This is a genomic window from Mesorhizobium sp. M0030 (assembly GCF_040323695.1).
Classification (GTDB): Bacteria; Pseudomonadota; Alphaproteobacteria; order Rhizobiales; family Rhizobiaceae; genus Mesorhizobium.
The window spans coordinates 177,987-192,447 of record NZ_JAMYVE010000013.1 but is presented as its reverse complement, the minus strand read 5'-3'; the positions used below and the strand labels follow the sequence as shown (position 1 = coordinate 192,447).

The following is a 14,461-nucleotide window of genomic DNA, read 5'->3' as shown; positions in this document are numbered from 1 at the left end:
ACTTCGTCGTCAGATGCCGCCGCCGCTGTCATATTGGTCTTCGGCAATGTCGCGCTCATTCAGCCAGTGTTCCAGAGCCTCTACCATCTCCTCGGCCGTCTTGCCGAGTGTCTTGAGATGGATTTCGGGATTTTCGGGAGCTTCATACGGGGAATCGACGCCGGTGAAGTTCTTGATCTCGCCATTCAGCGCCCGTGCGTAAAGGCCTTTCGGGTCGCGTCGGGCGCATTCCTCGAACGGCGTATCGACGAACACTTCGACGAACTCGCCGTCGGCCATCAGCTCCCTGGCCATGCGCCGCTCGGCGCTGAAGGGGGAAATGAAGGAGACGATGACGATCAGCCCGGCATCGGCCATCAGCTTTGCCACTTCGGCGACACGGCGGATGTTTTCGACCCGATCGGCGTCGGTGAAGCCGAGATCGCGGTTGAGGCCGTGGCGGACATTGTCGCCGTCGAGAATGTAGGTGTGACGCCCCGAAGCGAACAGCTTCTTCTCAAGCAGATTGGCGATGGTCGACTTGCCCGAGCCGGAAAGACCGGTGAACCAGAATACGGCGGGGCGCTGGCTCTTGAGGTCGGAGCGGCCGCGCTTGCCGACATCGAGCGACTGCCAATGGATGTTTTCGGCGCGGCGCAAGGAATGCAGGATCATGCCGGCGCCGACCGTGGCATTGGTGATGCGGTCGATCAGGATGAAGGCGCCGGTATCGCGGTTGTCGGCGAAGGTGTCGAAGGCGATCGGCGCCCGGGTCGAGATATTGCAGATGCCGACTTCGTTCATCTCGAGCGACTTCGCCGCCTCGCGAGCGAAGTCGTTGACGTTGACGCGGTATTTCAGGTCGGTGACGGTGGCGCTGGTCTGGTCGGTCTCGGTGCGCAGTATATAGGAGCGTCCCGGCAGCAGCGCTGCCTCGTCGAACCAGACGATGTTGGCGGCGAACTGGTCGGCGACCTGCGGCCGTGCCGCCGGCGACACCAGCATGTTGCCTCTGGAGACCTCGACCTCGTCATCGAGCACAAGGGTGATGGCCTGGCCGGCCACCGCCTGGGCAAGATCGCCGCCTTGCGCGACGATGCGCTTGACCCGCGAGGCCTTGCCGGATTTGGCGACCACCACCTCGTCGCCCTGCGCGACGGAGCCGGACGCGATGGTGCCGGCAAAGCCGCGGAAGTCGAGATTGGGCCGGTTGACATACTGCACCGGAAACCGGAACGGCAGTTCGACAGCGGCCTCGTCGACCGATATGGTTTCGAGATGCTCGATCAGCGACGGGCCGGAATACCACGCCGTCTTGCCGGAGCGGCTGGTGACATTGTCGCCATAGCGGGCCGACATCGGGATCGGCACGATCGTCTGGAAGCCGAGCTCGTGCGAGAACTGCCGGTAATCCTCGACGATACGGTCGAACACCGCCTGGTCGAAATCGACGAGGTCGATCTTGTTGACGGCAAGCACGATATGGCGGATGCCGAGCAGCGAAGCGATGATCGAGTGGCGCCGGGTCTGGCGCAGCACACCCTGGCGCGCATCGATCAGCACGATGGCGAGATCGGCAGTCGATGCGCCGGTCGCCATGTTGCGGGTGTACTGTTCATGGCCGGGGGTGTCGGCGACGATGAACTTGCGCTTGGGCGTGGCGAAGAAGCGGTAGGCGACGTCGATCGTGATGCCTTGCTCGCGCTCGGCCTCGAGGCCGTCGACCAGAAGCGCGAAGTCGATGTCGTCGCCAGTGGTGCCGTGCTTGCGGGAATCGCGCTCGAGTGCGGCGAGCTGGTCCTCGAAGATCTGCTTTGTGTCGGACAGAAGACGGCCGATCAGCGTCGACTTGCCGTCGTCGACCGAGCCGCAGGTGAGGAAGCGCAGCAGCGACTTCTTCTCCTGCGCCGCCATGTATTCGCGCACGCCGTCGGTGGGAGCGAGGCTCTTGGCCAGGATATGGCGCATGCTCAGAAATATCCCTCGCGCTTCTTCTTTTCCATCGAGCCGGCTTCATCGCGGTCGATGAGGCGGCCCTGACGCTCGGAGGTGCGCGCCGTCAGCATCTCGCCGACGATGGCTTCGAGCGTGTCGGCGTCGGATTCGATGGCGCCGGTCAGCGGATAACAGCCAAGCGTGCGGAAACGCACCAGGCGGTTCTCCACCGTCTCACCGGGGCGCAATTGCATGCGATCGTCATCCTTCATGATCAGCATGCCGTCGCGTTCGACCACCGGCCGCTCCTTGGCGAAATAGAGCGGCACGATCGGGATGTTTTCCTGCAGAATGTACTGCCAGATATCGAGCTCGGTCCAATTCGACAGCGGAAACACGCGGATCGATTCGCCCGGCGCGATGCGGGTGTTGAAAATCTTCCACATCTCCGGCCGCTGGTTCTTCGGGTCCCAAACATGCTGGGCGTTGCGGAAGGAAAAGATGCGCTCCTTGGCGCGCGACTTCTCCTCGTCGCGCCGCGCCCCGCCGAAGGCAGCGTCAAAGCCGTATTTGTCGAGCGCCTGGCGCAACGCCACCGTCTTCATCACATGGGTGTGGGTGTTCGAGCCATGGTCAAAGGGGTTGATACCGTCGCGCACGCCGTCTTCATTGACGTGTACCAGCAGGTCGAAGCCGAGCTTCTGCGCCATCTGGTCGCGAAAGGCGATCATCTCGCGGAACTTCCACGTGGTGTCGACATGCAGGAAGGGGAAAGGCGGCTTGGCCGGATAGAAGGCCTTCATCGCCAGATGCATCAGCACGGAGGAATCCTTGCCGACGGAATAGAGCATCACCGGCTTGGAGAAGGAGGCGGCAACCTCACGGAAGATGTGGATGGATTCGGCCTCGAGCCGCTGCAGATGCGTAAGCGCGATGTTCATGGACTGTGAGCGTTCTCTCGTGCAATCCAGACCTTGCATCAGATGGATCGGGCGTCCTTTTCAGCCGCCCGGTTCAAGCTTCACTGCTGGACACTATCGGTTCGTGCCGGCGTTCTAGCAGATCGCCACCTGATATAACAACGCTGGAAAGGCCGGCGGCCACACCGATCGGCAACGAATTTTCCATGAAAAGCCCAGAATCCGGAAATTCCTGCCCGACGGAGCGATAGCCTTCAAAGGCCGTGAAAAATCTTGCCTAGACCGAAAGAAACGCCGGCCCGACCTCGTCGCACTTTCGAAAACCGCACCCAGCCGCTATACCGGCTCCTGAACCTGCGCCGGGCGGCATGCCGCAAATGCCGCCGCCAAACATTGTCCGTCGCCACGCGACCCAGCGCATTGTGAACCAGAGCATTGACCCCGATCTCCGCCATCAAGCAGCACGTTTCGCCGTCACGGATCAACGTCACCTTCTCCATTTTGTGCTTCTTTTTCCCGCCGGTACTGGGATCGGCGGTCAGCTTTTTGTTCAATGGCGGCGGCCTGTGGTCGGTGCTTCTGCTTGCGCTGAAAAGACGGCGTTTCAACATCGACCGGCCGATGACAGCGATGACGGTGGCCATCTATGCCTATTGCGCAGCCAGCGTGCTCGCCTCCATCGTCAACAATTCGATCGCCAGGGATGCGCCGCATCTGGCAGGGCTGATCACCTTCCTGTTTTTCCCGGTCTCATACGCGACCTGGAGCATCACCGAGAAAACCACGCTGACGCGCATCGTCGTGCTGGCGAGCGCCGCCGCCTGTTTTGGCGCCGTGCTGCTGGCGGTCGTGCAATATCACGGGCTGGGCATACGGGCCGAAGGCGGCGCCGGCAATCCGATCGTGTTCGCGACCGTCGCCTGCCTCAGCATGATGATGTGCCTGGCAGGCGCCTTATCGGGTGTCGAAAAGAACAGGGCGTTGCTGGCCTGCGCGACACTGGCCGGCGCGGTCGCCATTGTCTATTCGGGGTCGCGGATCATCTGGCTGGCGATGCTGGTGGCCGGCATCGCGGTCCTGCTGATCAACCGTCGCAAGCTCAACAACAGAAACGCCATTCGGCTTTCGCTGATTGCGGGCGCGATCGGCATTGTCATCGCGGTCATTGGTCTCCCCATCATTTCCGAGCGCGCGGCCTTCCTGTTCAGCGACTGGAATGCGCTCGCCACGAAGGGCGACCACACGACCGCGCTCGGCTTGCGCGCAGCACTTTGGCAGATTGGGCTGAGCGCCTTCCACGACATGCCGATTTTCGGTCACGGCATTGCTGCAAGCCGTGAGCTGATAAAGGATGGATTCCACAATCAGTTCCACATGCCGTCCACGGGCTTCAGCCATTTTCACAATGGCTTCCTGACTGCATTGGTGGAGGCCGGGCTGCTTGGAGCCGTAACGCTCGCGGCTGTGTTCTTCGTTGCCGCGAGAAACGCGGCCATCGTGCTGCGCACCAGCACGGACGCGATCGAGCGGTTCGGCGCCACGATGATTGTCGTCACTGCGATCACCTACCTCATCGGCGGCCTGACCGGCATCCTGGTCGGCCACGACATCCTCGATGCCACACTGATGGTGTTCCTGGTGTCCGGGACATATCTTGCATCGGGCCGGCAACAAATGCTGCCGGAACAACAGGCACCGGCCCCGGCGCCCCAGGCAAGCCGGCCGTGAAAGTGCTGGTCACAGGCGCGACGGGTTTCATCGGCAGGCAGGTCGTCAACCAGCTGCGCGAAGCCGGGTTCGGGGTGCGCATGGCATCGCGCCACCCGGAACGGCTCGATCCCGTGAGCGATGCGGTTTTGTTGCCGGAATTCGACGCGCCGGCCCAGGCATTCCAGGCGCTGATGCGAGATGTCACCCATGTCATCCACTGTGCGGCGCTCAACAATGACCGCAAGGCGAGCGAAGCCGACTTCATGGCCGCCAACGCGACACTGACCGCCCAGCTGGCGCGCGCGGCCGCCTCGCGGACAAGCGGGCGCTTCATCTATCTGTCGTCGATCCGGGCAGTGGCCGGTCCCGGTTTCAGCGGAACGATCAGCGAGGCGACGCCCCCTGCCCCGCAATGCGCCTATGGGCGCTCGAAACGCGAAGGAGAGATCAGGACACTGGAAGCCTATGCGTCCAGGCCCTCCGATGCCACGGCGCTGCGCCTGCCGCCGGTCTATGGCGAAGGCATGAAGGGAAACCTGCGTGGAATGATGCGGGCTGCCGCCATTGCCTTACCATTGCCCTTAGGCGCTTTCACCGCAGTTCGTTCGCTGATATCGCGCGACGCGGTGGCTGGCGCCGTGGCGCATCTTTTGACTCGTCCCACGCCACCGCGCCCGACCTATGTCCTGGGCGATGCTTCCCCCGTTGCGATGTTCGAAATCTTGACTGCATTCAGGCACGGATACGACGTTCCGACCCGGCTCGTTCCTGTGCCGGCCTGGCCATTCAGGCTGTTCGCCACACTGCTTGGCAGAAAAGCAGCGTACGACGCTTCCATGGCGACACAGATTTGCGACCCGTCACTGCTGATCTCGGAAGGCTGGATGCCGGAAACCGACACGCTCGGCCGGATTGAGGAACTTGCACGACAGGCCCGTCAGGTCCGGTAGATTGTGCCAAGCAGGATTTTGACGTCGAGTCCGATCGAGGCTCCCCTGAGATATTCGGCATCGGTTTCGGCGCAGAGTTTCGGATCCGACATGTCGATGCCTTTCATCTGTGCCAGCCCGGTAATGCCCGGAAGTGCGGCAAGCACACCCAATTGCCTGCGGCGTTCGATCAATTCGGTTTGCGTGGGCAGGCATGGACGCGGCCCAACCAGGCTCATCTCGCCCTTCAGCACGTTCCAGAGCTGCGGCAGCTCGTCGATCTTGAATTTTCGCAGCACCTTACCGGCGGCGGTGACGGAGTTTGCCGGCGCCTGATGCGAGGGCAGAGATGGCGTTCCCACAACCATCGTCCTCAACTTGTGGCAGCGAAACAGCACCCCGTGCTGGCCGACGCGAGTTTGGGAGAGGAGTGCCGGTCCGGGCGACGACAGCCTGATTGCCAGTATGGCAAGCAGGGTGACGGGCGAGGTCAGCGGCAACAGAACCGCCGCCGCGACGAGATCGAAAGCTCGCTTGGGTCCCCTCATGGCCATCTCAGCATGCTCTAGATCCGCCGCCAGATGAAGGCCACATAGAGCCCAAGCGTCCCAGCCAGCGTCTGCCGGTAGACGCCGCTTTTCCTGAGAAGGCGCAGGCGTCGCAAGATACCGCCCTTTCGCGCCCTGATGAACAGGCCGAGACAGGCGGCGGCATCCCTCGTGAGGATGTCGCGATTGACGGCCAGGCCGCTCAGATTGTGATCGGTCCAGACGGCGAACTCGCCCCTGAAGAGGCGCCCCAGCCGCGACAGCCTCGCCTTCCACGACACGTTGGCGCCGACCAGGTTTGCCTCATGCTGGCGGTAGCGCACCAGCGGTCGCGGGTCATAGCGGACAATGCCGCCGGCAGCCGTGACGATCAGATAGGTCCACCAGTCATGGCTGACGAACTCGGTCCTTGCCGATGCCTTTGCCAGCAACTTTCGCGCGGCGCGGTTGATCATCATCGTGTTGCCGCCGGCAATGCTTTGCACAAGCGCATTGCGAAATGCGGGTGGATGCTGGAACAGCGGCGAATACCCTTGCGCTGCTCCGGTTTCGGACATGGTCGCGGTTCTGGAGCAAAACAGCAGCGGCGTTCCGGCGTCGTGCCCTTGCATCCAGGCAATGGCGCTCTCCAGCCTGTCCGGCTCCCAGATGTCGTCCTGGTCGCAGAAGGCGTAGTAGTCGGCCTCGATGCGCGGATCGATGATCATCGCGCGGAAATTGGCGGCAAAGCCTTGGCGAGGACCATTCGACAGGGTCAACCGGCCCTTGGACCAGCGGCTCTGCCAGGCGCCGATAATGGCCGAAGTGCCGTCTGTCGAACCGTCGTCGGAAACCCAGAGGTCGACAACAGGATGCGATTGCGCAGCCAGCGACGCGAGCTGCTCGTCAAGGAAAGCCGCGCCATCTTTCGTGCCCAGCAGCACGGCCACGCGCTGATCTTGTCTGCTCACTGGTTCAAAATCATCTGCAAACGCCTGGGAACGGCCATCGGATCGGTTTCAATAGCCAATCCCGGTCGATCAGGACAGGCTCTTTGTTTTGACGCAATCCCGGACGGAAAACCGCTCCACACTTTTCTTGGAATTGCTCTAACCAGCTTGCCCGACTGTTTTCGCAACGGTTTCCCGGCGTGCCTCACTTGGAGGCTCTTCCGCCTGATAGAGGCCGGCCATGACGGCGAGCGCCGAGGCCTTGTCCTGATCGCGCATGGCCGCCTGCAGCAATGTCAGCGCCGCCTGGACCTTGGGCCATCCCACGACATCGGTCCTGAGGCCGAAGATCTTGGGGATATCCAGCGCGACGATCTCCTCATTGCCGCCATGCAGCACTTCGTGAAGCTTCTCGCCCGGCCTGATCCCGGTGAAACGGATCGGAATGTCGGTGTAGGGGCTTTTGCCGGCCATGCGGATCATGGTTTCAGCGACTTCGAGGATCGGCACCGGCTTGCCCATGTCGAGCATGTAGATGGCGTAGTCGTCCTTGCCCTGGCGCCGCTCGGCGTCGGCCGCCGACATGATGACGAGGTCGACGGCTTCGGCCACCGTCATGAAGTAGCGGGTCATGCGGCGATCGGTGATGGTGACCGGACCGCCGGCCTCGATCTGCGCCTGGAAGATGGTGGCGACCGAGCCATTGGAGCCGAAGACATTGCCGAACCGCACGGCGATGAACTTGGTGCCGGAGCGACGGCCGCTGGCCCCGGTGGCGTGCGTTTCGTGCAGCGAAGAGACGATCTGCTCGGCGGCGCGTTTCGTCATACCGAGCACCGAGGTCGGATCGACCGCCTTATCGCTGGAAATCAGCAGGAACTGCGGCACCCCGCATTTGGCGGCAACCTCGGCGCAGACGAGGGTGCCCAAAATGTTGGTCTGGATCGCCGATTCCCAATTTTCCTCGAGCAGCGGCACATGTTTGAGCGCGGCGGCATGGAAGATGATGTCGGGCTTGAAATCGCTGACGACGCGGGTGATCTGGCGCCGGTCTGTGACATCGACGATGCGGCTCTTGAGCCGGACATGGTCCTTTTCGTCAACCTGCTGGTCGAGCTGGAAAATACCGAACTCCGAGATATCGGCGACCAGAACCGCCTCGGCGCCAAGTTCCAGCGACCGCTTGACCAGGATGCGACCGATTGAGCCGGCGCCGCCGGTGACCAGGACGCGCTTGCCACCGATAAAGCCGCCGATCCGCTCAATATCGGAAGCAACTGTGGGGCGGCGCAGGATGGTTTCCATCTCGACAGCGTCGAGTACCAGCTTTCCGCCTTGGCCGAGCTCCGAAACGCCGGAGAATTGGACGACGGCGATACCGCTGTGACGGGCGACACGGACCAGTTCCGAATATTCCTCGATCTCGCGTTCGGTGCCATTGCCGAAAATCAGCATGTCGAGGCTTTTGGTGCCTCTTGCATATTCTTCGAGGACCTCGACCAGGCGGGGCCGCACGGCTACCACCGGAACGCCCTGGATCTGCGTGCCCAACGGCGCGCCGTTCTCGATGGCCATGATGCCGGCGATGGAATATTCGGCCGGCTCGGCCGTGCGTGTGAAGCGGATGATGACGTCTGCTTCGCCAAGCCTGCCGACGAACAGCGCTTGTTTGATCGCCGCATTGTTTGCGTTGCGGCTCAGGATTCGCCAGCTCGCCCCGTCGCGCAGGAACCGGTAATAGAGCCGAGGCGCCGATATGATGGTGAAGGAGACGAGGAAAAAGACGATGAACTGGCGCTCGTTGAGGCCGGTCACCGGCTGAAACGATCGAACCGCCAGCGAGACGACATAGAGCGTGACGGTCAGGATGGCGCAGCTCTTCAGGATGTTGAAGAAGTCCGGCGTGGAGGCGAAACGCCACACGGTGTTGTAGAGGCCGCAATAGCGAAACAGCATATGGCTGAGAAAAACAATACTTGCCCAGCACGCCAGGCCGGCCGTGGAGAGCGCGTCGAATGAAAGTCTCGACTGAGAAAGCCCCAGACTCAGCGCCACCGCGACCAGGACCATGACCAGATCCTGGATCATTATAATGGCGCGCCGCATCTTCGGCCGAAGTCCGGACACGACCTCTACATAGGATGTCATTGGGTAGTACTGAACTCCAGGCGCAAGGACATGGACACTAACGTGGTGCAAGAGCGACGGAAACCCGTCACCGATCACCTGTTTAGAGTGCCAATCCCCAGCCCCGCCGCTTTGTATCGCATAGCGTGGAGTTGTAGTGATCGCCAGATATTTTTTTGGAAATTCCCTTGGCTGGCCTTCAATCCAGGCGATCGGGCGGGAGGCGCGCACCGAGATCCATGCGCATTTGCTCAAAGCGGGCGTCGCCGGCCAGATTGTTCCACTCATAAGGGTCGGCGCTCAAATCATAGAGTTCTTCCGACAAGTCGGAGTAGCGCGTGTAGCGCCAGCGGCTTGACCGCACAGAATGATTGCCGCGCAACCATGTCATGATCGCACAATGGTCTTCCATTTTGCCGCCCCGCGCCAAAGGCATGAGTGAACGGCCGTCTATGTCCGCTGGTGGCTCGAACCCGCAAAGATCAAGAAGCGTAGGAAACAAGTCGACCAGACTGACCGGCTGGTCGACGCGAGCCGATGTCGCCATACCTCGTGGCGGCACCAGAATGAAGGGCACTCGCGTTGCTTCCTCCCACAGCACGAATTTCCGCCAGTGCAGCTTTTCGCCCAGGTGGAACCCGTTGTCTCCCCAAAGGACCACGATCGTATTGTCGGCGGCGGGCGAAGCATCCAGGGCGTCAAGCACACGTCCAATCTGACTGTCGCAGTAGGAAATGGCCCCGAGATAGCCTTGGACGGCGTTGCGCCATTGCCCGTGTTTCAGGACGGTTTCGTGGTCAGGCGGCGACAGAGCCCAAGCCTTTGCGATGGCGGGAACGTCGTCAAGGTCGTCATTCTTGACAAAGGGCAGGCTGACCTTGTCGAGAGGATAAAGATCAAGGAATCGTTGCGGTACGTACCAGGGCAAATGCGGCTTGTAGAAACCCGTCGCGCAAAAGAACGGCTGCTCGTGCGGTTTTTGCAGGAAGGCGCAAACCGCGTCCGCGGTCTTGAAATCGGGCATCTCCGGCTCGCGAGCGGATTCGATGGCGCCCCAATCGAAGTGATGATTCATCGACGCTACGTTCGGGAAATCATCAAAATCAAACATGCGGTTGAGCGGCCGATGCAACGGCATCGGCTCGGCGGCGGTCGTATGGAATTCGTCCCACAAGGCTGGGCGGTTCTCGATGTCGCTCCATCTTGCCGACGGCGTCCTGTTGCGCCCTGCATCGGCGTAGTCGAAACTGCCATGGAACACTTTCCCCGCACCCATGCAGAAATACCCGGCCTCGCGCAGGCGCTCGAGCAGTGTGACCCTGCGCAGCGGCGCCTCCCAGAATGGCTCGTTCTGATAGACACCCGTTGTCGTCGGCAGGCATCCGGTAAACACGGACATCCGGCTGGCATTGCAATAGGGCGCCGTGCAGTAGGCGCGCAGAAACGTCGTTCCACGCGATGCGAGTCGGTCGATTGCAGGCGTCTTGACGTCCGGATGGCGGCCCAACGGCGCAATCCAGGAATTGAGGTCGTCAGCCACGATGAAGAGGATGTTGGGTCGCTCCATCAGCCTTCTACCGCCAAGCCCGAATCAATAGTCGGCCAGTCGGAAACCGACAGCCCCGAAAGCCGGGAGAATTCGACGGTGTCATCGTAAAAAATCTCGCGCAAATAGGTTACGTCCTCAGGTCGAAGCTCGTTCTCACATCGTCTCCCAAGCTGATCTGTTCGCGGAGCAAGGGGGAGAAACGGTTGGATGGAAAGGAACCCGGCAACGGCATCCAGCGTAGGTTGGTGATCCCTCAACAAATCCAGTGAACGCAGGAGCAGAACGTTCTCCCTTGGGAACAAGGCAAATAGCCGGCGTAGTTGGCGTGCGTAAAAGCCCCGTTCGACATAGCTATACACACGCCATGCCGGATCGGTCTGATCCAACCCCTTTAGTCGCCAGCGGCCTTGCCGGATCGCCAGGTGAAAAGGCAGATACTCCGACCGGTTACCGGTCTCCATACGCCATTGCGACCACGCTCGCTCGATCGGATCGCGAAAGATGAAGACAAGCTTCATTGCGGGATTGTATCGCTTTATCCGTTCCAGCGATGGCGGCCAGAAGAGATAGATCGGGGTCACGTCAAATCCGATGCCTCTCCCAGCATCGTCGGAAAAAAAGCTTCCCAACTTGCGATAGTCCGGCTCCGTCCAGTTCTGCGTCTCGTCGTCAAAGAAATGCATCTCCTTGACGGACGGCGTCGCCAGCTGTGGGTGTTGCCTGAGATAGCCGAACAGGCTGGTCGTGCCGGACTTCTGCACCCCACCAACGATGAAACCCAACACAGGCTGGTCCAATGCATGCGTCCCCATGCCAAGGTTACGTCCTTGTCACCACTGTCTCTCGCCCCCCGACGAATGTGCCCGGCAAGCCATCAAGCCTAGACAGCGGCGTTTGCCAAGTCCAGTTGCTGATAATCCCGCCCGGAAGCGAACTGCTTGATGAAACCGCGCTGTCTTTCGCTGGGGGGCTCAAGTCCAATAAAATCTGCGATCTCGCACAACAGTGACTCCGGGTTCAACAGCGAACGCTCATAGCTGACAAGGAGCGTCGGCCACTGCAATCGCTGCAGCAATTCCCAATATCTGCTGTACCTGATCAGCGCCAGGTCATAGGCTTGCTCGATCGAGGACTGCATCTGCTTGACTTCGGACTGGGCGACCGCAGCCATGTCGCGGTTGACGAACACGATGAACGGGTTCCTCACGACCTCCGCTATCGCCCCGAGGTAAAGATCGGCAGACGGATCTTTCCAACCCCATAGATCATTGGCATCATTTCTCGCCTCGATGATCTCTTCCAGCTTCTTCAAGCCATTATCTGCCGAACCATCGATCAGGCGGCCATCGATGTCCCGACCCTGGGCCGCATAAACGAGCTCCATATCCTCATGGATGATGGAATCGGGTGACGATCCCATGGGCACGCCCAGGATTATGGCCGCACCGGCGACGAGGCTTGTGCCGCCCCGGCCACATCCGACCACTATCAGGGTTCGTGGCCCCCGCGGCAAAGCGAGTCTGACCGCCTTGTGTGATGTAGCCATCGCCACCGTCTTACGCTCCTTGTTGCAGTCGCCCCGACCGCGGCGCCGGCAATCGAAAAAATTCACGACGGTTATTGTTTGCCGGTTGCTGCTTTTTCCGCGCGAACCTGCAGGCGACGCTTGAAGAAATTCAGATGTTTGGCAGTGAGCGACTGGTCCCAATCCCGCGGATACTTCATTGCCTTGGCAAATCTGTACCTCTGCTCCAGGTCCCCGCTCCTCGACTTTGCCAGCTCCAAAGCTGAAACGATTTCATTCAATTCCGAAGCAGCCGGGATGATATTTCCGCTGAGGCCCTTCAAATAATCATCAGTTTTTGTCTTGAAGGTATTTGTCACAACGACACAGCCGGATCCGGCCAGATCCATCGGGATCATGCTCGGATGCGGAGAAGCCATCAGCGTGAGACAGATATCAAAACCCGAGACCTCCTCGATGTATTTGCTGAGGTCCATCCTTGGCAACGAAACCGATCGAACCCCGGGCTGCAACTCGACAACACCTTCTCCCAAGCCCATGCCCACGCAATCCCATTCCTCGGGGTCGAAAATGCCCCGCCTGAAGGCCGTCGTAAGAGCTAACGCTGTAAGTTCGAACATATTCCGATCCACCACCGGCCGAGAATAGAAGACGATCGTCTTCTTTTTCTTTGCAAGATTGCGTTGGATGAACATGTCCTTGGGCAGGAGATTGGACGAGCAGGCGTTGTTGAAAAACGTATGCGACATGCCGCGAGACCTTATGCCGCCGACATCATTCGAAATGAAGAACTGCATAAGGCTTTCGCTTGAAAATATCGCGTCGTAGTCCATCGCGTATGTACGATCTGCAACGGCATATAGACTATTTGCTGGATAAAATACAGCCTCATAGTCCTGTATCAGGTATATAAACTTCTTGCTCTCTGTGCGCGCTGTAATCTTCTCTGCAAAATAGGCTGAATACCAAACGGTCGCCACGGCATAGTCGAAGCGCGATATAGCAAGCGGTTTCCGCCTCTCGCCGATATACTCGACTTCGAGTTCGTCGAAGACACCCTCCATACCGGGGTATTTCAAAACCTTTTCTCTGAAGTCGGCGATATTGAAATAGAAATTATCAAATAGGACGAGGCGAACATTGATACCCGTCTTGCGCAAGAACAGCGCCATCTGGAAGACGCCGAAGAACCCGGCCGAGATCGATTTGAAGTCGAAAGCAGGAACCAGGACATTGATCGTCTGCGGCCGGCGCTCGTCTATCTCGACGTCCGGCATGTCGTAGATTCGATTCAGCCGCAGGTTCAAGAACTCGTGATCATAGACATGGTTTGGCGGAGCGACCGCCGGGACGAGCGGCAGCTGCGACAGGTAGGAAAGTTGCAGGTCGGAGAGGAAGCCAAGGCGGTGCGCCGCCGACATGCACCAATAGGCAAGCCTGCCCCTATAGCTTTGCAGGGGAACGTCGGGGTCGAAGACCTTATGGTAGGATTGTTTCAAATCCTGGTGCCCGAAGATTCTGGCGCCGGCGCCGGCGAGCGTTGCAGTCAGCTGACGACGCATTAGCCAAAGGTCTCCTCTCTCACGACGCGACCTTTCTCGAGAAACACCGCGGAACTGCACATCGACCGGATCAGGGCATCGGAATGCGATGCCAGCACGACGATGGCGGCATTGTTGAGCCAATGCTCCATTCTCTCTCTGGCCTTCTTTTGAAATGACGCGTCGCCCGTGCCCAGCCCTTCGTCAAGAAGCACGATATCGGTCGGATATGCGGTGACAACCGAAAACGACAGCCGTGTCTGCATGCCGGACGAGTAGGTGCGTACCGGCAAATTTATGAAATCGCCCAGTTCCGAGAACTCGATGATCGATTCGGTCTGGCGCTCGATTTCACGGGGGGCGATACCGGTCATGAGGCTCTGAAGCCGGATGAACTCTCGGCCCGTGAGTTCGGGAGATAAACCCATGGAGGGCGTTATCAGAACGGCCGAGTCCCCGTTGATGACAGCTGTCCCGCTGGTGGGTTTGAGAATGCCTGCCAAGACGCGCAACAGTGTCGTCTTGCCAGCACCGTTGTGCCCGCTCAGCCCCAGCCGGGTGCCGGGCTTAAGATCGAGCGACACGCCATCGAGAGCCGCGACTTCGAAACGGCCGGAGTCACCGGCCAGCAAACGCCCGCCCGTGGTGAAACGGAGCGCGGCTTGCTTGAGAGAACGATTTGCCGGAGCGGACCAGACCGGAATTCGGACGGTGACGTCGCTCAGATGAATGGATGGCGGTGACATGGGGCTTCCAATATAATTGTGTG

Annotated in this window: 12 protein-coding genes; 2 read left to right on the top strand and 10 right to left on the bottom strand. The window is 60.2% G+C overall.

Translation table 11 applies throughout. The features are described from left to right. Positions 1–9: 9 nt before the first annotated feature. Positions 10–1,947 carry a sulfate adenylyltransferase subunit CysN gene (gene cysN / locus NKJ80_RS24500; protein WP_023670718.1) on the bottom strand — a complete coding sequence of 646 codons (1,938 nt, stop codon included), beginning with the start codon at positions 1,945–1,947 and terminating at the stop codon, positions 10–12. Between the two features lie 2 nt (positions 1,948–1,949). Then, on the bottom strand, positions 1,950–2,855 hold the full coding sequence (cysD, locus tag NKJ80_RS24495; protein ID WP_352498447.1) for a sulfate adenylyltransferase subunit CysD: 906 nt from the start codon (positions 2,853–2,855) through the stop codon (positions 1,950–1,952). 414 nt (positions 2,856–3,269) lie between these two features. On the opposite strand from cysD, the gene NKJ80_RS24490 reads away from it, so the two are divergent. Further along, complete coding sequence (locus NKJ80_RS24490) at positions 3,270–4,562, top strand: O-antigen ligase family protein (protein WP_352498446.1); 1,293 nt, start codon at positions 3,270–3,272, stop codon at positions 4,560–4,562. Continuing rightward, a complete protein-coding gene (locus NKJ80_RS24485; RefSeq protein WP_352498445.1) occupies positions 4,559–5,494 on the top strand; it encodes an NAD-dependent epimerase/dehydratase family protein in 936 nt (311 codons plus the stop codon). The genes NKJ80_RS24490 and NKJ80_RS24485 overlap by 4 nt, the downstream gene beginning before the upstream one ends. Here NKJ80_RS24485 and NKJ80_RS24480 read toward each other — a convergent pair. The 8 genes from NKJ80_RS24480 to NKJ80_RS24445 all read right to left on the bottom strand — a co-directional run bounded on the left by NKJ80_RS24480 (position 5,482) and on the right by NKJ80_RS24445 (position 14,438). Further along, the gene (locus tag NKJ80_RS24480; RefSeq protein ID WP_352498444.1) at positions 5,482–6,021 is read right to left on the bottom strand and encodes a sugar transferase; all 540 of its coding nucleotides are present in this window, start codon (positions 6,019–6,021) and stop codon (positions 5,482–5,484) included. The two genes, NKJ80_RS24485 and NKJ80_RS24480, sit on opposite strands and share 13 nt — an antisense overlap. 17 nt (positions 6,022–6,038) lie before the next feature. After that, positions 6,039–6,971, bottom strand: a complete 933-nt coding sequence (locus NKJ80_RS24475) for a glycosyltransferase family 2 protein (protein WP_023732070.1) — start codon at positions 6,969–6,971, stop codon at positions 6,039–6,041. Positions 6,972–7,109: 138 nt separating this feature from the next. Beyond that, positions 7,110–9,098, bottom strand: a complete 1,989-nt coding sequence (locus tag NKJ80_RS24470; RefSeq protein ID WP_031197112.1) for a nucleoside-diphosphate sugar epimerase/dehydratase — start codon at positions 9,096–9,098, stop codon at positions 7,110–7,112. A 178-nt stretch (positions 9,099–9,276) separates the two neighbouring features. Next, complete coding sequence (locus tag NKJ80_RS24465; protein WP_023687187.1) at positions 9,277–10,644, bottom strand: sulfatase; 1,368 nt, start codon at positions 10,642–10,644, stop codon at positions 9,277–9,279. Next, positions 10,644–11,423 (bottom strand): sulfotransferase family protein, encoded by a 780-nt coding sequence (locus NKJ80_RS24460; RefSeq protein ID WP_198025517.1) that lies wholly within the window; start codon positions 11,421–11,423, stop codon positions 10,644–10,646. The genes NKJ80_RS24465 and NKJ80_RS24460 overlap by 1 nt, the downstream gene beginning before the upstream one ends. Positions 11,424–11,506: 83 nt before the next feature. Next, entirely contained in the window at positions 11,507–12,112 is a 606-nt protein-coding gene (locus NKJ80_RS24455) for a sulfotransferase (protein WP_023713233.1), read from the bottom strand. Positions 12,113–12,243: 131 nt separating this feature from the next. Beyond that, positions 12,244–13,713, bottom strand: a complete 1,470-nt coding sequence (locus tag NKJ80_RS24450) for a rhamnosyltransferase WsaF family glycosyltransferase (RefSeq protein WP_023698140.1) — start codon at positions 13,711–13,713, stop codon at positions 12,244–12,246. Continuing rightward, positions 13,713–14,438, bottom strand: coding sequence for an ABC transporter ATP-binding protein (locus NKJ80_RS24445; protein ID WP_023687183.1), 726 nt, complete (start codon positions 14,436–14,438; stop codon positions 13,713–13,715). The genes NKJ80_RS24450 and NKJ80_RS24445 overlap by 1 nt, the downstream gene beginning before the upstream one ends. Positions 14,439–14,461: the final 23 nt, after the last annotated feature.